This window comes from Oryzihumus sp. JJN4-3R, from assembly GCF_057747915.1.
Genome location: NZ_CM173229.1, coordinates 3,861,927 through 3,881,543, shown reverse-complemented (window position 1 = coordinate 3,881,543; position 19,617 = coordinate 3,861,927). Strand labels below are relative to the sequence as shown.

General features: G+C 73.1%; 17 protein-coding genes. 3 read left to right on the top strand and 14 right to left on the bottom strand.

The window, feature by feature from the left end; all coding sequences use genetic code 11:
• Nucleotides 1-124 precede the first annotated feature (124 nt).
• Complete coding sequence (locus tag AC3ANM_RS18490; RefSeq protein WP_488287981.1) at nt 125-1,333, bottom strand: MFS transporter; 1,209 nt, start codon at nt 1,331-1,333, stop codon at nt 125-127.
• Nucleotides 1,334-1,498: 165 nt separating this feature from the next.
• On the opposite strand from AC3ANM_RS18490, the gene AC3ANM_RS18485 reads away from it, so the two are divergent.
• Together AC3ANM_RS18485 and AC3ANM_RS18480 are read left to right on the top strand one after the other, a co-directional pair.
• Nucleotides 1,499-2,503, top strand: coding sequence for a phosphotransferase family protein (locus tag AC3ANM_RS18485; protein ID WP_488285876.1), 1,005 nt, complete (start codon nt 1,499-1,501; stop codon nt 2,501-2,503).
• A 10-nt stretch (nt 2,504-2,513) separates the two neighbouring features.
• Entirely contained in the window at nt 2,514-3,038 is a 525-nt protein-coding gene (locus AC3ANM_RS18480) for a type II toxin-antitoxin system PemK/MazF family toxin (protein ID WP_488285875.1), read from the top strand.
• A gap of 75 nt (nt 3,039-3,113) precedes the next feature.
• On the opposite strand, the gene rpsT is transcribed toward AC3ANM_RS18480, so the two are convergent.
• From rpsT to hflX, 4 genes are all read right to left on the bottom strand, one after another.
• Nucleotides 3,114-3,374: a 30S ribosomal protein S20 gene (gene rpsT / locus AC3ANM_RS18475; protein WP_488285874.1), complete on the bottom strand. Its 261-nt coding sequence runs from the start codon at nt 3,372-3,374 to the stop codon at nt 3,114-3,116.
• A gap of 197 nt (nt 3,375-3,571) precedes the next feature.
• Nucleotides 3,572-4,549, bottom strand: coding sequence for a DNA polymerase III subunit delta (holA, locus tag AC3ANM_RS18470; RefSeq protein WP_488285873.1), 978 nt, complete (start codon nt 4,547-4,549; stop codon nt 3,572-3,574).
• A gap of 155 nt (nt 4,550-4,704) precedes the next feature.
• Nucleotides 4,705-6,948 (bottom strand): ATP-dependent DNA helicase, encoded by a 2,244-nt coding sequence (locus AC3ANM_RS18465; RefSeq protein ID WP_488285872.1) that lies wholly within the window; start codon nt 6,946-6,948, stop codon nt 4,705-4,707.
• Nucleotides 6,949-7,070: 122 nt separating this feature from the next.
• Nucleotides 7,071-8,525 (bottom strand): GTPase HflX, encoded by a 1,455-nt coding sequence (gene hflX / locus AC3ANM_RS18460; RefSeq protein WP_488285871.1) that lies wholly within the window; start codon nt 8,523-8,525, stop codon nt 7,071-7,073.
• Between the two features lie 263 nt (nt 8,526-8,788).
• Here hflX and AC3ANM_RS18455 point away from each other — a divergent pair, with 263 nt between their 5' ends.
• Nucleotides 8,789-9,445, top strand: coding sequence for a class I SAM-dependent methyltransferase (locus AC3ANM_RS18455; protein WP_488285870.1), 657 nt, complete (start codon nt 8,789-8,791; stop codon nt 9,443-9,445).
• On the opposite strand, the gene ggt is transcribed toward AC3ANM_RS18455, so the two are convergent.
• The 9 genes from ggt to zapE form a co-directional block, all read right to left on the bottom strand.
• Nucleotides 9,413-11,272, bottom strand: coding sequence for a gamma-glutamyltransferase (gene ggt, locus AC3ANM_RS18450; RefSeq protein ID WP_488285869.1), 1,860 nt, complete (start codon nt 11,270-11,272; stop codon nt 9,413-9,415). The genes AC3ANM_RS18455 and ggt overlap by 33 nt on opposite strands.
• A gap of 93 nt (nt 11,273-11,365) precedes the next feature.
• Nucleotides 11,366-11,977, bottom strand: coding sequence for a protein-L-isoaspartate O-methyltransferase family protein (locus tag AC3ANM_RS18445; RefSeq protein ID WP_488285868.1), 612 nt, complete (start codon nt 11,975-11,977; stop codon nt 11,366-11,368).
• Between the two features lie 56 nt (nt 11,978-12,033).
• On the bottom strand, nt 12,034-12,903 hold the full coding sequence (dapF, locus tag AC3ANM_RS18440) for a diaminopimelate epimerase (RefSeq protein WP_488285867.1): 870 nt from the start codon (nt 12,901-12,903) through the stop codon (nt 12,034-12,036).
• On the bottom strand, nt 12,900-13,820 hold the full coding sequence (gene miaA, locus AC3ANM_RS18435; protein ID WP_488287980.1) for a tRNA (adenosine(37)-N6)-dimethylallyltransferase MiaA: 921 nt from the start codon (nt 13,818-13,820) through the stop codon (nt 12,900-12,902). The genes dapF and miaA overlap by 4 nt, the downstream gene beginning before the upstream one ends.
• A 28-nt stretch (nt 13,821-13,848) precedes the next feature.
• Nucleotides 13,849-14,688 carry a class III extradiol ring-cleavage dioxygenase family protein gene (locus tag AC3ANM_RS18430; RefSeq protein ID WP_488285866.1) on the bottom strand — a complete coding sequence of 280 codons (840 nt, stop codon included), beginning with the start codon at nt 14,686-14,688 and terminating at the stop codon, nt 13,849-13,851.
• A 12-nt stretch (nt 14,689-14,700) separates the two neighbouring features.
• The gene (gene miaB / locus AC3ANM_RS18425; RefSeq protein WP_488285865.1) at nt 14,701-16,215 is read right to left on the bottom strand and encodes a tRNA (N6-isopentenyl adenosine(37)-C2)-methylthiotransferase MiaB; all 1,515 of its coding nucleotides are present in this window, start codon (nt 16,213-16,215) and stop codon (nt 14,701-14,703) included.
• A gap of 49 nt (nt 16,216-16,264) precedes the next feature.
• Nucleotides 16,265-17,140 (bottom strand): regulatory protein RecX, encoded by an 876-nt coding sequence (locus tag AC3ANM_RS18420; RefSeq protein ID WP_488285864.1) that lies wholly within the window; start codon nt 17,138-17,140, stop codon nt 16,265-16,267.
• A gap of 17 nt (nt 17,141-17,157) precedes the next feature.
• A complete protein-coding gene (recA, locus tag AC3ANM_RS18415) occupies nt 17,158-18,201 on the bottom strand; it encodes a recombinase RecA (RefSeq protein WP_488285863.1) in 1,044 nt (347 codons plus the stop codon).
• 166 nt (nt 18,202-18,367) lie between these two features.
• Complete coding sequence (zapE, locus tag AC3ANM_RS18410) at nt 18,368-19,528, bottom strand: cell division protein ZapE (protein ID WP_488285862.1); 1,161 nt, start codon at nt 19,526-19,528, stop codon at nt 18,368-18,370.
• Nucleotides 19,529-19,617: the final 89 nt, after the last annotated feature.

Here is a 19,617-nt window from a genome sequence, read left to right as displayed (position 1 = left end):
GCGGTTGCAGCCGCGGCAGAGCGTCAGGAACCTCGGCAGAGCACCCAGGAGCAGCAGGGGCAGCGCGAGCTTGGCCCGCCTGACGCCGTCGCCCCACGGGACGGCGCGGAGGGGAGATGACCCTTCAGGCGGGGACGGCGCGTTGGCGACGTTCGAGCAGGCCGGACCAGAGCGCGATACCGAGGCCGGCGACGGCCAGGAGGACGCCCACCCGGCTGGGCCACTCGTAGCCGAAGCCGGCGGCGAGGACGAGGCTGCCCAGCCACGCGCCGAGGGCGTTGGCCATGTTGAGGGTGGAGTGGTTCAGCGCCGCGGCCAGCGACTGGCCCTCGTGGGCGACGTCCATGAGCCGGGTCTGGAGCATCGGCACGAGGATCGTGGGCACCAGGCCCAGCAGGAAGACCGCCGGCACCGCCGTCCACGGGCTGTGCGCGGCGAAGCCGAACAGGCCCAGGATCACCGCGATCGCGGCCAGGGACAGGACGATGCCGCGCAGGATGCCGCGCTGGGCGACCCGGCCGGAGAGGAAGGCGCCGGTCGTCATGCCGACGCCGTAGACCGCCAGGATCACCGGCACCGCCGACGCCGAGAAGCCGGCGAGGGTGGTCATCGTGGGGGCGATGAAGGAGTACGTCGCGAACATGCCGCCGAAGCCGACGGTCCCGATGAGCAGGGCGAGCCAGACCTGGAGCCGCTTCAGCGAGCGCAGCTCGGCGCCCATCGAGGCGCCGTGGTCGGCCGGCTGGTGCGGGATCCACGCGCACGTGGCGGCCACGCAGGCCAGCGCGATCAGCCCGACGAGGGCGTAGGGCCACTGCCACCCGACGTGCTGCCCGATCCAGGTCGTCAGCGGCACCCCGACGATGTTGGCGACGGTCAGCCCGGCCAGCATCATCGAGACCGCCCAGGTGCGCCGGTGCGCCTCGACCAACCCGGCCGCGACGACGGCGCCGATGCCGAAGAATGCCCCGTGCGGCAGGCCGGAGACGAACCGGGCCAGCATCAGCGTGGGGTAGCTCGTGGCGAGCGAGGACCCGATGTTGCCGACGGCGAAGGCCACCATCAGCGCGAGCAGCACCGTCTTGCGGTTGACCCGGGCCGCCAGCGTGGCGATCAGCGGGGCGCCGACGACGACGCCCAGGGCGTAGGCGGAGACGACATGCCCGGCCGTCGGGATCGAGATGCCCACGCCGCGGGCGATCTCGGGCAGCAGGCCCATCGTGACGAACTCGGTGGTGCCGATGGCGAACCCCCCGATCGCCAGCGCGAGGATCGCCAGGTTGGTGTGCCGGGGTCGGTGGACCGCAGCCTGGCTCGGGGTCGTCTCCAGCATGGTGGCGGCCTCGGTCACGTCGGTCTGCTCGCTTCTCGTCGTACGTCTGGGTCAGGTCGGGCGCTCACATCGCCCGGAGGGGCGAACAACGACCGGCCCCGATGTCATCCCGGACCCGGCAATTTCGTTGCCGCACCCCGGGCGCCGACGGCAGACTCCGGGCGCATGCACGGGACCCAGGACACCGTCGAGGACGTCGACTACCGCCGCACCTCCGCGCGCCCGCAGTGGGACTCGCTGCCGGTGCACGTGCACGAGACGGTCGGTCGCGTCGCCGGCAGCCCCGTCGTCGACTCCTCCCCCGCCGTGAGCACCGGCTTCACCGGCGCGTATGCCGGCCGGTTGCGGCTGCGCGACGGTCGCCAGGTCTTCGCCAAGGCTGCCGCGGCCGACACGCCTCACGTGCACGGGGCGCTGGCGCAGGAGGCGCGGGTGCTTGCCGCACTGCCGACCGGCGTGCCGGCTCCCACCATGGTCGGCCACGGCGACAGCGAGGACTGGCGCGTGCTCCTGCTGGGCGTCATCGACGGGCACCTGCCCGGACACCCCTGGACGCGGGCCGAGGTCGAGGCGGCACACGCGGCGTGCCGGCGCCTCGCCCAGGCCGGCACCCCGGCCCCGGCGTCGCTGGACCTCGGCACCGTGGCCGAGGACCTGTCCGACCCGCGGATCCTCGCCACGGCGGCGGCACTCGACCAAGGCTCCCTCGCGCCGCCGCCCGGCATCTCACCGCTGCTGGTCGAGCACGGGCCGGAGCTGGCCCGGCTGTCGCGGGCGGCCGGCGGCCTGGGCGGGACCAGCCTGGTCCATGGGGACCTGCGACCGGACAACCTTCTCGTCGACGGCTCCGGCGCGGCCTGGATCGTGGACTGGAACTGGGTGGCCACCGGACCGGCCTGGCTGGACCTCGCCGGGCTGCTGCCCCTGATGGCCTGGCAGGGCGTCGACGTCGAGGCACTCGTCGCGCGGTCGCCGCTGTTCGCCGGGGTGGACGCCGATGCGGTCGACGCGTTCCTGGCCGCCGTCGCGGTCTACATGCTGTCCGACCTCGACGCGCCGCCCCCGCCCGGGTGCACCCCGGCGCTGCGCCAGCACCAGCACCTCATGGCGCGCGCGTTCCTGCGCCTGCTCGCCGACCGCCGCGGCTGGGCCGGGGCCGACCGGCGTTAGGTTGTCGGCCATGACGCGCTCCCGCCTGCTCTCCGCCCTCTCCCGGCTCCTGGGTGGGGGCACCACCCGGCGCACCACTCCCCCGGCCACCCCGCGGAGGCAACCTGCGACGGGACCGGGTGGCGCGGCATACCCGGGGGACTTCCAGGGGCGCGTGAAGGTGTCCTACGAGCCGCGGCACGACCAGCGGGCCGACCCCGGCGAGATCGTGTGGGCGTGGGTGCCGTTCGAGGAGGACCACGGCCGCGGCAAGGACCGACCGGTGCTCGTCGTCGGCCGGGACGGTGAGTGGCTGCTCGGGCTGATGCTCACCAGCAAGGACCATGACCGCGACGCCGCCGACGAGGCCCGGCACGGGCGCCGGTGGGTCGACATCGGCACCGGCGCCTGGGACGGGCAGCGCCGGCCCAGCGAGGTGCGCGTCGACCGGGTCCTCCGGCTCGACCCGGATGCGGTCCGGCGCCAGGGCGCCACCCTGGACGAGACGCGGTTCACCGACGTGCGCCGGGCGATGCGCGCCGCCGGCCGCGCCTGACCGCGGCCGGGCAGCACGAAGGGCCGCCACCCTCCCGGGTGGCGGCCCTCGCGCTCAGACTTCAGACCGGCCGGGTCAGAGAGACGCAGCCTTCTTGGCCATGGCCGACTTCTTGTTGGCCGCCTGGTTCTTGTGGATGACACCCTTGGAGACGGCCTTGTCCAGCTTGGTGGACGCAACCTTCAGGGCGTCGTTGGCCGCGGCGGCGTCGCCGGTGGCCGCAGCCTCACGGAACTTGCGGATCCACGTGCGAAGCTCGCTCTTGACCGCGCGGTTGCGCTCGGTACGCACCGCGTTGGTCTTGATCCGCTTGATCTGGGACTTGATGTTTGCCACGAGGACTCTTTCTGGAAGTTCTGACAGGTCGGTGTTGCCGTTGAGGGCGGCAGCGCGTCTCGGGACTGGGCGTGGGGCACCCGTGGTTGAGCCGCGCTGGGTAAAGCGACGTGCGCACACGACCTAGGCGCGCACGCGACCACCAAATCTAGCAGCGTGCACACCCGGCGGCCAAAACGCGCGGCCGACGCCGGACGTCAGCGACCCTGGCGCGACTGCGCGATGGTCAGGATCGCCCGCTCCACCGCGTAGACCGGGTCACGACCGCCGCCCTTGACCTCGAAGTCCGCCGCGGCCACTGCCTGGATCGCGTGGCCGAGGCCTTCGCCGTCCCAGCCGGTCAGCGCCCGGCGTGCCTTGTCGATCTGCCACGGCGCCATGCCCAGGCTCTTGGCCAGCTGCGCGCTGGACCCCCGCCCGGCCGAGCCGACCTTGACCAGCTGGCGCAGCTGGCTGGCGAGCACGGCCACGATCGGCACCGGGTCGACCCCGGTGGAGATCGCGTGGCGCAGCAGCCGCAGGGCCTCGGCCGCCTGCCCGGCCACCGCCGCGTCGGCCACCCGGAAGCCGGTCGCCTCGACCTTGCCCCCGTGGTAGCGCTGCACGACCGACTCGTCGATGACGCCCTCGGTGTCGGCGACCAGCTGGGCCGCCGCCGACGCGAGCTCGCGCACGTCCTTGCCGACCGCCTCGATCAGCGCCCGCACCGCGTCCGGGGTCGCCTTGCGCCGCGCGGCGCGGAACTCGTGGGTGATGAAGTCGGACTTGTCGCGGTCGGTCTTGATCGCCGGGCACTCCAGCACCCGCGCACCGGACTTCTTCAGCGTGTCCAGGACCTTCTTGCCGCGCGCCCCGCTCTTGTGGGTGACCACCAGCCACAGGTCGTCCACGGGCGCAGCGAGCAGCGCCAGCAGGTCCTCCTGCAGCTCCTCGCCCGCCTCGTCGAGGTCCTGCACGACGATCACCTTGGCGCCGCCGAACAGGCTCGGGCTGGCGTGGATCGACACCTGACCGGCGCTGTAGGTCTGCGCCGCGAGCCGGATCACCTCGATGTCGGGCTGCGCCCCGCGCAGCGCCTCCAGCGTGGAGGCCAGCGCGCGCTCGGCCAGGACCCCTTCGGGACCGGAGATGAGCACGTATGCCGGGACGGCAGTCGCGGGGGCAGCGATCGTCACGGGGCCAACCCTTTCACGCCGCCACGACAGGCCGCGCCCGCACCAGAGCCTCGTGCTCATTTCAGGCCGGTTTGCTCGACTCAGACCGGTTTTGCCACCCTCTGCGGCGGCTGGGAGCGGCCTGAAATGAGCAAACCGGCCACGGAAGAGCACAGTCAGTCGAAGGACATCCGCGGCGCGTCGGAGAGCTCGAGGCCCAGCAGCGACAGGCGCGCCGCAACCACTTCGGGCTCGCACTCGAAGTGGTCGGCCAGCTCGGCCAGGTCGAGCCCGGCGTCGACGCCGTCGCGCAGCTCCTCGTCCTCCTCGCCCGACCAGGCCCGGCCCTGGGTGACGGCCGTGCGCGGCGAGGGAGCCACCGGCGGCGCCGGGGCCACCGGCCGGGACGCCTGCGCCATCGACGTGCCCTCTACCGCACCGGCCATGCCGCGCAGCGCCGGCTCGTGGACCGGCAGCGGCGCGGGCGCCGTCTCGTCGAGCCGTTTCAGCGCCGCCAGCACCATCGCCCGGTCGGTCGTGGGCCAGAAGGGGGGCAGCGAGCGCTGGAGGAACCCGGCATACCGCGCGGTCATCATGCGGGAGTCGAGGAAGGCGACCACGCCCCGGTCGTCGCCGCGACGCACGAGCCGGCCGGCGCCCTGGGCGAGGCGCAGGGCGGCGTGCGTCGCGGAGACGGCCATGAACCCGTTGCCGCCCATGCGGGCGATCGCCTGCGAGCGCGCCGAGGCCAGCGGGTCGTCCGGGCGCGGGAACGGGATGCGGTCGATGATGACGAGCTGGCACGAGGAGCCCGGCACGTCGACGCCCTGCCACAGCGACAGCGTGCCGAACAGGCAGGTCGCGGGCTCGCGGGCGAACTGGCGCACCAGCGTCGCCGTCTGGTCCTCGCCCTGGCACAGGAAGTCGATCTCGTCGCCGAACCGCTCGCGCATCGCCTCGGTCGCCGCCACCGCGGCCCGCATCGAGGAGAACAGGCCCAGCGCCCGCCCGCCCGAGGCACGGATGAGCTCCTCGATCTCGTCGAGCGTGGCGTCGGCGATGCCGTCGCGCCCCGGCGCCGGCAGGTGCTTGGCGACGTAGGCGATCGCCTGCTTGGGGTAGTCGAACGGGCTGCCCACGTCCAGGCCCTGCCAGTCCGGCGAGCCCTCGCCGCGCAGGCCGAGCGTGCCGGCGACGGCGTCGAAGGTGCCGCCGAGCTCCAGTGTCGCCGAGGTCATCACCACGGTCCGGTCGCCGAACACCTTGTCGCGCAACAGCATCGCCACGCTCATCGGCGCGACCCGCAGCACGGAGCCGCGACGCGGGTCGCGGCTGACCCACACCACGTCGAGCTCGCGGCCCTCGAGGATGCGCTCGGCGTTCTCGTGGATCTCGTCGATCGCGGCGCGCGCCACCTGCCGCGCACCGTCGTTGTCCTCCGGCTTCGCGGGCTTGAGCTCGGTCTGCACCGCCCGCGCCGTGTCCCGCACCCGCGTCAGCGCCAGGGAGAGCGTGTCCGGCAGGCCCATGAGCCGCCCCTCGGGCAGGTCGTCCAGGATCCCCTGGAAGAGCACCGAGGCCTCGGTGACCGGCTCGGTCTGGGCCAGCCGGCCGGCCCGCTTGGCGGCCGCCGCGATCATCGACGCGGTCAGCTCGTCGGTCACGGTCGAGGTGACCCGGTCGACCAGCTCGTGCGCCTCGTCGACGATGAGCAGGTCGTGCTCGGGCAGCATCTGCCGGCCCTCGAAGGAGTCGATCGCCATGAAGCTGTGGTTGGTCACGACGACGTCGACCCCGCGCGCGGCCTCCCGTGCCTGCTCCACGAAGCACTCCGTGACCACCGGGCACTTGCTGCCCAGGCACTCGTGCGCCGACACCGACACCTGCCGCCAGGCCCGCTCGGAGACGCCGGGGACCAGCTCGTCGCGGTCGCCGGACTGGGTCACCTCGGACCACTCGCGCAGCCGCACGACCTCGGCACCGAGCCGCGAGAGGTTGGCGTCGACCTGTCCGACCGAGAGCAGGCCCTCCTCCTCGTCCTCGGGGAACCCGCCGACGAGCTTGTGCTGGCACAAGTAGTTGCGCCGGCCCTTGACCAGCGCGTAGGTCGGCTTGCGGCCCAGGATCGGCGCGATCGCCTCGGCCAGGCGCGGCATGTCGCGGTCGACGATCTGTGCCTGCAGCGTGAGCGTGGCCGTCGCGACGACGGCGGGCTTGGACTTGTCGAACGCGTGCGCCACCGCCGGGATGAGGTAGGCCAGCGACTTGCCGGTGCCCGTGCCGGCCTGCACGAGCAGGTGCTCGTCGGCCTCGATCGCGTGCTCGACCGCGTGCGCCATCTGCACCTGGCCGGGCCGCTCGACGCCGCCGACGCCCTGGACGGCGGCGTGCAGGAGGGCGTCGAGATCAGGGCGGGCCATGGCCCCGAGACTAGTGCCCCGCACCCACTCCCCCGCCCCGTCCCCACGCCCACGGACGACGAAGGGGACGGGCGCAGCGCCCGTCCCCACCCGTCATACCGGCCTGTCCCGGCCGGCCCGTCTCAGACGGCGTATGCCGTGAGCTCACCGACCAGGGTCGGGCCCACCTTCGCGTGCACCCGGGTGCCGTGCTCGGTGTGCTCGCTCTCGATGACGTCGGCCTCGCGGTGGAGGCGGTTGACCAGATCGCCCCGGTCGTAGGGCAGCAGCACGGTGACCGGGATGTCCGGCCGCGGCAGCTCCTCGGCGATCAGGGCCCGCAGCTCGTCCAGGCCCTCGCCGGTGCGGGCCGAGACGACGACGCAGTGCTTCTCGTGGCGACGCAGCCGGTCGAGGACCTCGGGGTCGGCGGCGTCTGCCTTGTTGACGACGATGACCTCCTTGATCTTGTCACCGCCGACCTCGGACAGGACGCCGCGCACGGCCGTGATCTGGCCCTCGGGGTCGGGGTGGGAGCCGTCGACCACGTGCAGCAGCAGGTCGGAGTCACCGACCTCCTCCAGCGTGGAGCGGAACGCCTCGACGAGCTGGGTGGGCAGCGCGCGGACGAAGCCGACCGTGTCGGCAAGCGTGTAGACCCGGCCGTCCTCGGTCTCGGCGCGGCGCACGGTCGGGTCGAGGGTGGCGAACAGCTGGTTCTCCACGAGGACCCCGGCACCGGTGAGCCGGTTGAGCAGGGAGGACTTGCCGGCGTTGGTGTAGCCGGCGATGGCCACGCTGGGCACCCCGTGGTGGCGACGACTCGACCGCTTGGTGTCGCGGTTGGTCTTCATGTCCTTGATCTCGCGCTTGAGCTTGGCCACGCGGGTGTTGATGCGGCGCCGGTCGAGCTCGATCTTGGTCTCACCGGGACCACGCGAGCCCATGCCCTGACCGCCGGCGGCCTGGCCACCGGCCTGGCGGGACATCGACTCACCCCAGCCACGCAGGCGCGGCAGGAGGTACTGGAGCTGGGCCAGCTCGACCTGGGCCTTGCCCTCCCGGCTCTTGGCGTGCTGGGCGAAGATGTCGAGGATCAGCGCGGTCCGGTCGATGACCTTGACCTTGACGACGTCCTCCAGCGCGCGGCGCTGGCCCGGGGTCAGCTCGCCGTCGCAGACGACGGTGTCGGCGCCCTCGGAGACGACGATGTCGCGCAGCTCCTCGGCCTTGCCCGAGCCGAGGAACGTCGCGGCGTCGGGGCGCTGGCGGCGCTGGATCACGCCGGCGAGCACGGTGGAGCCGGCGGTCTCGGCGAGGGCGGCGAGCTCGCGGATGGAGTTCTCGGCGTCCTCGACGCTGCCCTCGGTCCAGACGCCCGCGAGCACGACGCGCTCGAGGCGCAGCTGGCGGTACTCGACCTCGGTGACGTCCTCCAGCTCGGTGGAGAGGCCGGCGACGCGGCGCATGGCCGCGCGCTCCTCCCGGTCGAGCTGGTCCCCGTCAAAACGGAAGTCCGCGTCCTGCTCGTGCCACGAGTCGTCGTCGGCGAGGGCGGTAGCGCGGAACTCGAAAAGGTCAGTGCGTTCGTTCGTCATGTTCTCCCTAGGGTCCCACCCCTTCCGGGAGGCGGGCGACACCTTTTCAAACCACCCCGGCCCGGGGTTTATGCCGGCGTGCCGTGTCGTCACCCAGCCGTCCGTGCTCACCCCAGGCCGGTTTGCTCATCTCAGGCCGCTTCCGAGGCACGATCCGGGCCGCGGAAGCGGCCTGAACGGAGCAAAGCGGCCTGAACGGAGCACGGGGTCTCGACGACCTCGGCGCGTGGGTGGTGGTCGCCGCGTCGCTACCGTGTGCGGTGATGAGCAGCGACCACAGCACCGCCGACGCGCACGACCACTACTTCACCGCCGAGCCGGCCAGCGCGGCCGAGCGGCGCACCCTCGACGTCGAGCTCGCCGGTCGCCGGGTGACCGTGCACACCGCGCCGGGGGTCTTCTGCCCCGACCGGCTCGACATCGGCACGACCGTGCTGCTGAAGGAAGCCCCGGCCCCTTCGCCGACCGGCCACCTGCTCGACCTCGGCTGCGGCTGGGGCCCGATCGCCCTGACGCTGGGCCTGCGCTCCCCCGACGCCACCGTGTGGGCGGTCGACGTCAACCGGCGCGCGCTGGCGCTGGCCGCCGACAACGCCCGCTCGATCGGAGTCAGGTCCTTCCACGCCTGCACCCCCGAGGAGGTGCCCTCGGACGTCCGGTTCACGACGATCTGGTCCAACCCGCCGATCCGGGTGGGCAAGGCCGTCCTGCACGAGATGCTGCTGACCTGGCTGCCGCGGCTGGAAGACGGCGGCACGGCATACCTCGTCGTGCAGAAGAACCTCGGCTCGGACTCGCTGCAGAAGTGGCTCGACGGTGAGCTCGCCGACCGGTGGCCGGGCGAGTTCACCGTCGAGCGCTACGCGACCTCGAAGGGGTTCCGCGTGCTAGCTGTGCGCCGCGCGCAGGACCATCGCTGACCCACCACCGCGGCGGCTGGTCTCGGCTGCGGCCTGGAACCAGTCGCGCCCGAAGGTCCGGATCGCCGTGGCCGCCCCGATCTCCGGCGGGTTGCCGGCCGAGGTGAGCGTGTGGCCCATCGCGGTGAGCGCAGCCCCGTCCGGGCCGTTCAGGATCGCCGGCTCGGCGCCCTCCTTGCCGTTGCGGGAGGACAGCCGCGACGCGGCGATGGCGTCCACCAGCGGCATCCCGCGGTCGAGGTACTCGGTGAGCACCTGCGCGACGGTGGTGATGATCGTGGCGCCGCCGGGCGAGCCGACCGTGAGGAACGGCTTGCCGTCCTTGAGCAGGATCGTCGGGCTCATCGACGAGCGCGGCCGCTTGCCGGAGCCGGGCAGGTTCGGGTCGGGCACGCCGGCCGTCAGCGGGGTGAAGTCGAAGTCCGTGAGCTCGTTGTTGAGCAGGAAGCCCCAGCCCGGCACCGTGATGCCCGAGCCGCCGGTCTGCTCGATGGTCAGGGTGTAGGAGGCGACATTGCCCCACCGGTCGGCCGTCACGAGGTGGCTGGTCGACAGGCCCTCGTAGGGCTGGGCCTGGGCGGTGTGGCCGGGCGCACAGCTGGTGTAGCTGCCGTCGGGGCTGCCGAACGCGATGGGCCGCGGCTGGGCCTTGGCCGGGTCGAACCCGCAGGCCCGCTCGGCGGCGAAGCCCGTACTGGTCAGCTCCTTGACCGGCACGCCCGACACGTCGCCGATCCAGCGGTTGCGGTCGGCGAAGGCCGTGGCCGACGCCTCGCTGAACCGGTGCAGGTAGTCGAGATTGCTGACGTCCTTGAGCGGCACGCCGGTCTGCTTCTCGTACGCATGCAGCAGGTTGAGGATCTCGGCGATCGTGATGCCGCCGGAGCTCGGCACCGGCATGCCGTAGACATCCAGTCCGCGGTAGGTGGAGTGGATCGGGTCCTTGCCCAGGGCGCGGTATGCCGCGAGGTCGCCTCGCGTCATCTGCCCGCCCATGACGGTGCTGCCGTCGGTGTGCGGGTGCTGGGCCTCGGCGGCGATGGCGGCGCCCAGGGCGCCGCGGTAGACCGAGTCGACCCCGTGGCGGCGCAGCTCGGCGTAGGCCTTGGCCATGTCGGGGTTGGTGAAGGTGGAGCCGACCGCCGGCGCCTGGCCGTCGCGGAGGAAGACCTTGGCGGTCTCAGGGAACTTGCTGAACCGCGCCGCGTTGGCCGCGGTCTGGTCGTGGAAGGTCTGGTCGACGACGAAACCGTTGCGCGCCAACAACTCCGCCGGGGCCATGAGGTCGCCGAAGCTGCGGGTGCCGAAGTCGTGCGCGGCCTTGGCCCACAGCGCGGGCGTGCCCGGGACGCCGATGGACAGCCCGGAGTTCACGACGGTGTTGAAGTCCATCGGCGAGCCGTCGGAGTTGGTGAAGGTCTTGTCGGTGAACGACTTCGGCGCGGTCTCGCGACCGTCGATCGTACGCACCATGTGCTTCCTGGCGTCGTAGTAGACGAGGAACCCGCCACCGCCGATGCCGGCGCTGTACGGCTCGGTGACGCCCAGCGCCGCGGCGGTGGCCACCGCGGCGTCGGCCGCGTTGCCGCCCCGGGCGAGGACGTCTAGCCCCACCTGGCTGGCGTCCCGGTCGACCGAGGCGACGGCGCCGCCGGAGCCGGTCATGACGGGGACCTTGGGCTGCTGCGGCGCGGGCCGGGCCCCGCCACGCTCGTGGGTGGCGCTCTGGGCGACGGCGCTGGTGGGGGCAAGCAGCCCGACACACAGGCTGCCAGCCGCCAGACCGGCGAACAGGACAGATCTGGGCACGTGGGACGACCGGGTCATATCGGGACGCTAGCCGCGGCCCCGCTCCCCCGCACCCGGAAGCGGCTCAGCAGCACGGAGCACACGCCGCTCAGCGCAGCCGCACGACCCGGCTCAGCGCAGTGGCACGAACAGGACGTGGCCGTGGGTGGTGACCTCGGGCTCCGCGCCGGGCGAGAGCGCGACGCGGGTGAGCAGGCCGGCCACGGGCAGGACCATCACGGCCTCCTCCGCCAGCTGGGCGAGCAGGTCCTGCGGGATCGTCTCGGCCGCGGCGGAGACCAGCACCCGGTCGTAGGGGGCCGCCGCGGGCCAGCCGAGCCGGCCGGGGACGGACTGCTCGACCCGTGCCCACCCCAGGCCGGTGGCGGCCACGCGGGCGGCGGCCTGCTCCGCGAGGAGGGGCTCGAGCTCGACCCCGACGACGGTGCCGGACGGCCCGACGAGCCGGGCCAGGAGCGCGGTGGTCCAGCCCGATCCCGCCCCCACGTCGAGCACGTGGTGGCCGGGGCGGACGTCGAGCAGCTCGAGCATGCGCCGGACCGTCGAGGGCTGGGAGCAGGTCTGCCCCTGCCCGATGGGCAGCGGCAGGTCGAGCGCGGCGAACCGGTGCTGTGCCGGCGGCAGGAAGCGGGTGCGGGGCGTGGCGGCGAAGGCTGCGTCCACGGCCTGCACGGCCTCGTCCGCGGGGTCCCGCGGGTCGGGTCCGCGGTGCGGTTCGGTCATGCCGACGCCACCCTGCCGCGGGGCCTGCCAGAGGAGCTGCCGCCGGTCATGGCGCGTCAGCCGAGGGTGAGCACCCCGTCGGCCACGAGCACGGCCGGGCCGGCGAGCTCGACCTGCTGGCCGGGCAGCGCACGCACCCGCAACGTGCCGCCGGGCACGTCGACCCGCCACACGTCGTTGTCGGCGCTCTCCCCCGCCCACCAGCGCGTGGCCAGGGCAGCGGCCGCGGCACCGGTGCCGCAGGAGCGGGTCTCGCCCACGCCTCGCTCGTGGACCCGCATGGCGATGTGACCGGGCCCGAGCGGGCGGACGAACTCGACGTTGGTGCCTTGCGGCGGGAGCGGGTTGACCTCGGGGGCTCTGGTCAGGTCGAGGCTCTCGAGGTCGGCGGTGTCCGGCAGCGCCACGACGGTGTGGGGGTTGCCCAGGTCCAGGCTGAGACCGGGCATCGGGTCGTGGTGGGCGACCTTGACGAGCGCGTCGTAGCCGTCGGCCAGGGCGGCGTCGGGGTCGGCGATCTTCCAGTCGCCGAGGTTGACGGCAAAGAGGTGGCCCTCGACGCGGATCGTCTTGACCCCGGCGCGCGTGGCGATCTCGAACTCGTCGGCGGTCTCCAGCCCCTCCCGGCGAAGGTAGGCGGCGAACACGCGGGTGCCGTTGCCGCACATCTCGGCGGAGCTGCCGTCGGCGTTGCGGTAGTCCATGAACCACCGGGCACGACCGCCCTGGCTGCGCACGTGGGCCTCGTCGGCCAGGTCGGTCGGCACGACCCGGATCACGCCGTCGCCGCCGATCCCGGCCCGGCGGTCGGCGAGCAGGCGCACCTGCTCGACGGACAGGTCGAGGGTGCCGTCGAGGTCGGGCACCAGGACGAAGTCGTTCTCCGTGCCGTGCCCCTTGGAGAACCGCAGGCCGTTGTCAGTCATCGCGCGCCATTGTCCACCAGTCGCGCGCGCAGAACCTCCAGGGCACGCACGAGCAGGTCCGGAGTGCCCCACGGCAGCCACGTGATCCGCTCGTCCGGGCGGAACCACGACTCCTGCCGCCGGGCGAACTTGCGGGTCGCGACGATCGTGTCCTCGATGGCCCGGTCCATCGTCAGGGTGCCGTCGAGGTGCGCCAGGGCCTGGCTGTAGCCGAGCGCCTTGCTGGCGGTGCGTCCCTCGCGCAGGCCGACACGGTCGAGCCCGACGACCTCCTCGAGCAGGCCCTGGTCCCACATCCGGTGCACGCGGGCGGCGATGCGCTCGTCGAGCTCGGGCCGGGGGCCGTGCAGCCCGATCGTCACCGTCGGCTCGAGGTGCTCCCGGGTCGGCATGGTCGCCGAGAACGGCTTGTGCGTGAGCTCGATGACCTCGAGGGCACGCACGACCCGACGGCCGTTGTTGGGCTCGATCGACCGCGCCGCAACGGGATCGGAGCCCTTGAGCCGCTTGTACATCGTGGCGACGCCCATCGCGTGCAGCTCGCCCTCGAGGCGGGCCCGCACGGCCGGGTCGGTCGGTGGGATCTCCAGGCGATCCAGCGCCGCGCGCAGGTAGAGCCCGGAGCCTCCGACGTAGATCGGCACCGCCCCGCGCGCCCGGATCGCCGCCGCGTCGGCTCGGGCCTCCCGCTGGTATGCCGCGACGCTCGCCTCCTCGCGCACGTCCAGCACGTCGAGCTGGTGGTGCGGGATCCCCCGGCGCTCGGCCAGGGGGAGCTTGGCCGTGCCGATGTCCATGCCGCGGTAGAGCTGCATCGCGTCGGCGTTGATGATCTCGCCGCCGAGCCGCTCGGCCAGGGCAAGTCCCAGCTCGGACTTGCCACTGGCGGTCGGGCCGACGACGGCGACGAGCGGCATCACCGAGGACGGCTGGGGGGCGCGGCGCTCAGCCACGACGCCACAGGGCGACGGTCCAGCCGACGCCGTAGGGCTCGCCCCGCCAGAGCACGTCCCCCTGCCAGCGATCCGCTGCCGTCGTTGCCGCGGCCGTGGCGGTGGCTGACGCCGCAGCCGTGGCGGTGGCTGTGGCTGTGGCTGTGGCCAGGAACGGCCACAGGTAGGCGCCTTCGGCGCCGAGCTCGCGGGCCAGGTCGAGGTCGACCGCGGCCAGTCGCCCGGCGTCGCCGGCAGCGAGCGCGTCGGCGACGGACTCATCGAACGCGCCGGCGCGGGAGTCCTCCGCCCGCGGGGCCTTCGGGCCGTGGCTGGCGGCGCCGTCGACCAGCAGCAGCAGGGCGATCGGCTCGGGGTCGTCGCGCAGCGTCTCGGCCAGTGCCGGGGCACCTGCCTCGTCGACGGTCAGCCACCGGGCGGCCGCCCAGGTCCGGGCGACGCCGGCGTCGCAGGTCGACACCCGGCTGGCGAGGTAGCGGGCGACCATGACCGGGGTGGGTAGGTCCGCGGACACCGGCCCGCCGGCCCCGGGCAGGGCAGGCACCCGCACGTCGCGGCCGAAGTCGGCGAAGCTCAGCTCGCCGGCGGCGGCGTGCTCGGCCGGCTCCCCCGGGGCGACCACGACGACGCGCCGGATCGCTGCGGGACCACCGTCACCGGCAGCACTGGAGGGGTCGGCCGCACCTGCGGAGGCGGCATCGCGGGCTCCGAGCAGGCCGGACAGGGCCCGGTCCGCCGCATGGCGCAGCGGCTCGAGCTCTGAGGCGGCCCGGCCCATCAGCTCGGGGACCAGGGCGGGCGGCCACGGGACCACCGCGGCGGAGACGATCATCGACGGCGCCGATCAGCCGCAGGCTCGGGCCGCGGGAGGCGGCGTGGACGGCTTGCCCAGGGACGGCATACCGAGGGCGACGGCAGGCTTGGCCGCAGGACCCTTGTCCTGCAACGCTTCCCAGGCGTCGCCGCCCTTGGTGCGGCGCACGGCATAGGCGCCGCCCTGCACCCCAGAGTCGGCGACGAGGTGGTGCGGGGCGGCGTAGGTGACCTCGACGGTGACCACGTCGCCCGGGCGCGGGCGCTCGGCACCCTCGGGCACGGAGAAGTGGACGAGGCGGTTGTCGCGCGCGCGACCGGACATGCGCTCGGTGGCCGCGTCCTTGCGGCCCTCACCGGTGGCCACGAGGACCTCGACGGTGCGCCCCTCAAGGGTGCGGTTCTCGGCCCAGGAGACCTCCTCCTGGACGGCGATGAGCCGCTCGTAGCGCTCCTGCACGACGGCCTTGGGGATCTGGTCCTCCATCGTCGCGGCGGGCGTGCCGGGGCGGATGGAGTACTGGAACGTGAAGGCGCTGGAGAAGCGGGACCGGCGCACGACCTCGAGGGTGTCGGCGAAGTCCTCCTCGGTCTCACCGGGGAAGCCGACGATCAGGTCGGTGGTGATCGCCGCGTCGGGGATCTGGGCGCGGACCTTGTCGAGGATGCCGAGGAACTTCTCGCTGCGGTAGGAGCGGCGCATCACCTTGAGGACGCGGTCGGAGCCGGACTGCAGCGGCATGTGCAGGCTCGGCATGACGTTGGGCGTCTCGGCCATGGCGGCGATGACGTCGTCGGTGAACGCGGCCGGGTGCGGGCTGGTGAAGCGGACCCGCTCCAGACCCTCGATCTGGCCGCACGCGCGCAGCAGCTTGCCGAAGGCCAGGCGGTCGCCGAACTCCACGCCGTAGGTGTTGACGTTCTGGCCGAGCAGGGTGACCTCGACGACGCCCTGGGCGACGAGTGCCTCGATCTCGGCGAGGATCTCGCCGGGGCGGCGGTCCATCTCCTTGCCGCGCAGGCTCGGGACGATGCAGAACGTGCAGGTGTTGTTGCAGCCCACCGAGATCGACACCCAGGCGCTGTAGGCGGAGTCGCGGCGGGTGGGCAGCGTCGAGGGGAAGACGTCGAGGCTCTCGAGGATCTCCACCTCGGCGGCCTTGTTGTGCCGGGCGCGGTCGAGCAGCGCCGGCAGCGCGCCGATGTTGTGGGTGCCGAACACGACGTCGACCCAGGGCGCCTTCTCCACGATGGTGGAGCGGTCCTTCTGGGCCAGGCAGCCGCCGACGGCGATCTGCATCCCGGGGTTGCGGGTCTTGGCCGGACGCAGCTGGCCGAGGTTGCCGTAGAGCTTGTTGTCGGCGTTCTCGCGCACGGCGCAGGTGTTGAAGACGACGACGTCGGCCACCTCGGGGCGCTCGGCCGCTGCGAGGCTGTTGAGGTCAACGTAGCCCGCGGTCTCCAGCAGCCCCGCCAGGCGCTCGGAGTCGTGCACGTTCATCTGGCACCCGTGGGTGCGCACGTCATAAGTCTTCTGCGTCGTCATGGCGCCTCCAAGGGTACGGGCTGCCAGGACCGGCGGAGTGGGCCCCGGGTCAGTCGGTGAGGTACTCCTCGGAGTCGGCGATCGCGTCGCGGATCACCGCGTAGGACATGCCGGAGGAGTAGCCCTTGCGTGCGAGCATCCCGGCCAGGCGCCGGGTCTGCACGTCGACGCCGAGGCCGTGCATGGTGCGCAGCTTCTTGTCGACCAGCTGACGGGCGCGGGCCCGCTCGGCGTCCTCGTCGATCCCCTCGAGGGTCTCGGCGGCGATCTCGGCGTCGATGCCCTTGGTGCGCAGCTCCTGCGCGAGGGCGCGCCGGGCCAGGCCACGCTCGGCCTGCTTGGAGCGCACGAGCATCTCGGCGTAGGCGACGTCGTCGACGAGTCCGACCTCGGTCATCCGGTCGAGCACCTCGGCGGCCACCTCGTCGGGACAGTTGCGCTGGCGCAGCTTGTCCTCGAGCTGCTGGCGGCTGCGCGGTGCCATCGCCAGCTGGCGCAGGACGATCTGGCGCGCCACGTCGCGGTGGTCGGGCTCGTGGTCCCGGCCCTGCAGGTCACCCTCGGGGTCGGCGGGCACCTGCGAGCCACGGCGGGACCGGCGCCCTCCGCGGCGGCCACCCCGGGCCCGCCGCTCGCCGCCGTCCTCGTCGCGACCGCGGTGGTCGCCCCACCCGCCGCGGTTGGCGCCCTCGTTGCTGCCGTCCCTGTCCTCCCGCGCCGGGCGGTCGACACGGGTGCCGCTGCCGTCGGCGTCCCGGGCGCGCTGGTCGGCCGGGGCCGGCAGCGCCCACTCGGGAGCGGAGGAGCCGAGTCGGGGGTCGTGCCAGGCGGGTGTGGGTTCCGGCGCAGCCCCGCCGGATCCCCCGGACGTCGCCGCCAGGGCAGCCTCGAGGGCTGCCCTGGCGGTGTCGTGCTTGTCGCTCATGGAGCTCACGAAGACGCTCAGAAGTCGACCGGGACGTCCTTGTCAGCCGGCTTGTCGACCTGCGGGCCGACGCCGAGCTTCTCCTTGATCTTCTTCTCCAGCTCGTCGGCGAGGTCGGGGTTGTCCCGCAGGAAGTTGCGGGCGTTCTCCTTGCCCTGGCCGAGCTGGTCGCCGTCGTAGGTGTACCAGGCGCCGGCCTTGCGGACGAAGCCGTGCTCGACGCCCATGTCGATGAGGCCACCCTCGCGGGAGATGCCGTGGCCGTAGATGATGTCGAACTCGGCCTGCTTGAACGGCGGGGAGACCTTGTTCTTGACGACCTTGACGCGGGTGCGGTTGCCGACCGCGTCGGAGCCGTCCTTGAGCGTCTCGATGCGGCGGACGTCGAGGCGGACCGAGGCGTAGAACTTCAGCGCCTTGCCACCGGTGGTGGTCTCCGGCGAGCCGAACATCACGCCGATCTTCTCGCGGAGCTGGTTGATGAAGATCGCCGTGGTGCCGGTGCTGTTGAGGGCACCGGTGATCTTGCGCAGGGCCTGGGACATCAGGCGGGCCTGCAGACCCACGTGGCTGTCACCCATCTCGCCCTCGATCTCGGCCCGCGGCACGAGCGCGGCGACGGAGTCGATGACGATGATGTCGAGGGCGCCGGAGCGGATCAGCATGTCGGCGATCTCCAGCGCCTGCTCACCGGTGTCGGGCTGGCTGACCAGGAGGGCGTCGGTGTCGACGCCGAGCTTCTTGGCGTACTCCGGGTCGAGGGCGTGCTCGGCGTCGATGAACGCCGCGATGCCGCCGTTCTTCTGCGCGTTGGCGACCGCGTGCAGCGCCACCGTGGTCTTACCGGAGGACTCCGGACCGTAGATCTCGACGACGCGGCCGCGGGGCAGTCCGCCGATGCCGAGGGCGACGTCGAGGGCGATCGCGCCCGTGGGGATGACCTCGATGGGGGGACGCACGTCGTCGCCGAGGCGCATGACCGCACCCTTGCCGTGCTGCTTCTCGATCTGCGCCATCACCGCGTCAAGGGACTTGCTGCGGTCGGCTCCAGCTGCTGCCATGTCACACCTGTGTTTTCTGCTCGTGGGTCGGCCGTCTACCTTCGACCCGCACCGTTGCTCTCATCGGTTGTCGGGTCAGACGTTAGGTGTGGGCACCGACAGGCCTCGACCACCCGGCCGGAGCCTGTGGACGGTGGGACCTGCGGGCCACCCCATGTGGACAACTCTACCCGTACAGATGTTCGACGGACAGTCCCGGGCGCGCGACACGCCGGGGCTCGTCCCCACTTCGCTCGAGCAGCTGCAGCCGGCTCGCCGTGCGGGCAATGTCCGGCGGCAGGTCGCTCCCGCCGAACAGGGTCTCCGGCGCCGGGGCACCCGCCAGCACCAGCCGTCGGTCCCGGTCGCACAGCACGTCGACCAGCGCAACGAACCGCTGCCGCGCCATCTCCGAGGCGTCACCCAGCGGCGGCACGTCGAGGACGACCCACGTGGTGAAGCGTCCCGCGAGGTCGAGGTAGTCGATCGCGGAGAGCCTGCCCTCGCACAGCTCCTCGAAGCCGAACCAGACGGTGCCGTCGGCCACCGCGCGCGCCCGCACCTCCCGGCTGCCCAGCGGCAGCACCACGGCTCCGCCGCGCGGAGCGAACCCGTTCTCCAGCAGGTATGCCGCGCCCTCACCGACCAGCCACGCGCCTGCCGCGAAACCCCCTCCGGACGCCGGCGACGCTCCCGCGCCCCGATCCGCGACCCCCACGCGGGTCGCCCGGTGGTCCCGGCCGCCGTCCACCTCGAGCACGTGCAGGTGCTCGCGCATCAGGGCGATGACCGGCTCGAACACGTGGTGGTGGAGCGGGTTGGCCAGCAGCTGCTCCGGCTCGTAGTTCGACGTCGCCAGCAGCACCACCCTGCGCCGCACCAGCTCCCGGAGCAACGGGGCCAGGAGCATCGCGTCACCGGGGTCGTGCAGGTGCAGCTCGTCGAAGGCCACCACCCGGCGTCCGAGCAGCAGGTCCTCGACCGCGGCGGCCATGGCCCCGGCCCGGCCGCGGTGACGCCCGAGGGCGGCGTGCAGCTGCTGGAAGAACTCGTGGAAGTGCACGCGGAGCACCTGGTCAGGCGGCGCGGCCGCGACGACTGCATCCGTCAGCCAGGTCTTGCCCCGCCCCACGCCACCCCACAGGTAGACCCCCGAACGGGACCGCCCACCGGGGAGGCGCCCCCACCGGTGACGAGCGCCGAGGCGCCACCCCCGCCCCGCCGCCAACCCTGCCGCCGCGACGAGGTCGGCGAGGACCGGAGCGACGGCGCGCTGGGCAGGGTCGAGTGCGAATCCCGTTGCGGCCGCACGCCGCTCGACCGCAGACAGGACGTCGGCCGACGACACCCCCGAACCTCTCCCCACATCGCGAACCTAGCCCGCGAGAGCGGCCGGAGCCGCCCGGATGCCGGGCCTGTGGCCGTTCTCACCGGCCG

Excerpts from the sequence above, each read along its gene's own strand:
- AC3ANM_RS18490 (WP_488287981.1), bottom strand. The coding sequence starts at position 1,333 with ATGCTGGAGACGACCCCGAGCCAGGCTGCGGTCCACCGACCCCGGCAC.
- AC3ANM_RS18485 (WP_488285876.1), top strand. The coding sequence starts at position 1,499 with ATGCACGGGACCCAGGACACCGTCGAGGACGTCGACTACCGCCGCACC.
- AC3ANM_RS18480 (WP_488285875.1), top strand. The coding sequence starts at position 2,514 with ATGACGCGCTCCCGCCTGCTCTCCGCCCTCTCCCGGCTCCTGGGTGGG.
- AC3ANM_RS18465 (WP_488285872.1), bottom strand. The coding sequence starts at position 6,948 with ATGGCCCGCCCTGATCTCGACGCCCTCCTGCACGCCGCCGTCCAGGGC.
- hflX (WP_488285871.1), bottom strand. The coding sequence starts at position 8,525 with ATGACGAACGAACGCACTGACCTTTTCGAGTTCCGCGCTACCGCCCTC.
- AC3ANM_RS18455 (WP_488285870.1), top strand. The coding sequence starts at position 8,789 with ATGAGCAGCGACCACAGCACCGCCGACGCGCACGACCACTACTTCACC.
- ggt (WP_488285869.1), bottom strand. The coding sequence starts at position 11,272 with ATGACCCGGTCGTCCCACGTGCCCAGATCTGTCCTGTTCGCCGGTCTG.
- AC3ANM_RS18445 (WP_488285868.1), bottom strand. The coding sequence starts at position 11,977 with ATGACCGAACCGCACCGCGGACCCGACCCGCGGGACCCCGCGGACGAG.
- dapF (WP_488285867.1), bottom strand. The coding sequence starts at position 12,903 with ATGACTGACAACGGCCTGCGGTTCTCCAAGGGGCACGGCACGGAGAAC.
- miaA (WP_488287980.1), bottom strand. The coding sequence starts at position 13,820 with ATGCCGCTCGTCGCCGTCGTCGGCCCGACCGCCAGTGGCAAGTCCGAG.
- AC3ANM_RS18430 (WP_488285866.1), bottom strand. The coding sequence starts at position 14,688 with ATGATCGTCTCCGCCGCGGTGGTCCCGTGGCCGCCCGCCCTGGTCCCC.
- miaB (WP_488285865.1), bottom strand. The coding sequence starts at position 16,215 with ATGACGACGCAGAAGACTTATGACGTGCGCACCCACGGGTGCCAGATG.
- AC3ANM_RS18420 (WP_488285864.1), bottom strand. The coding sequence starts at position 17,140 with ATGAGCGACAAGCACGACACCGCCAGGGCAGCCCTCGAGGCTGCCCTG.
- recA (WP_488285863.1), bottom strand. The coding sequence starts at position 18,201 with ATGGCAGCAGCTGGAGCCGACCGCAGCAAGTCCCTTGACGCGGTGATG.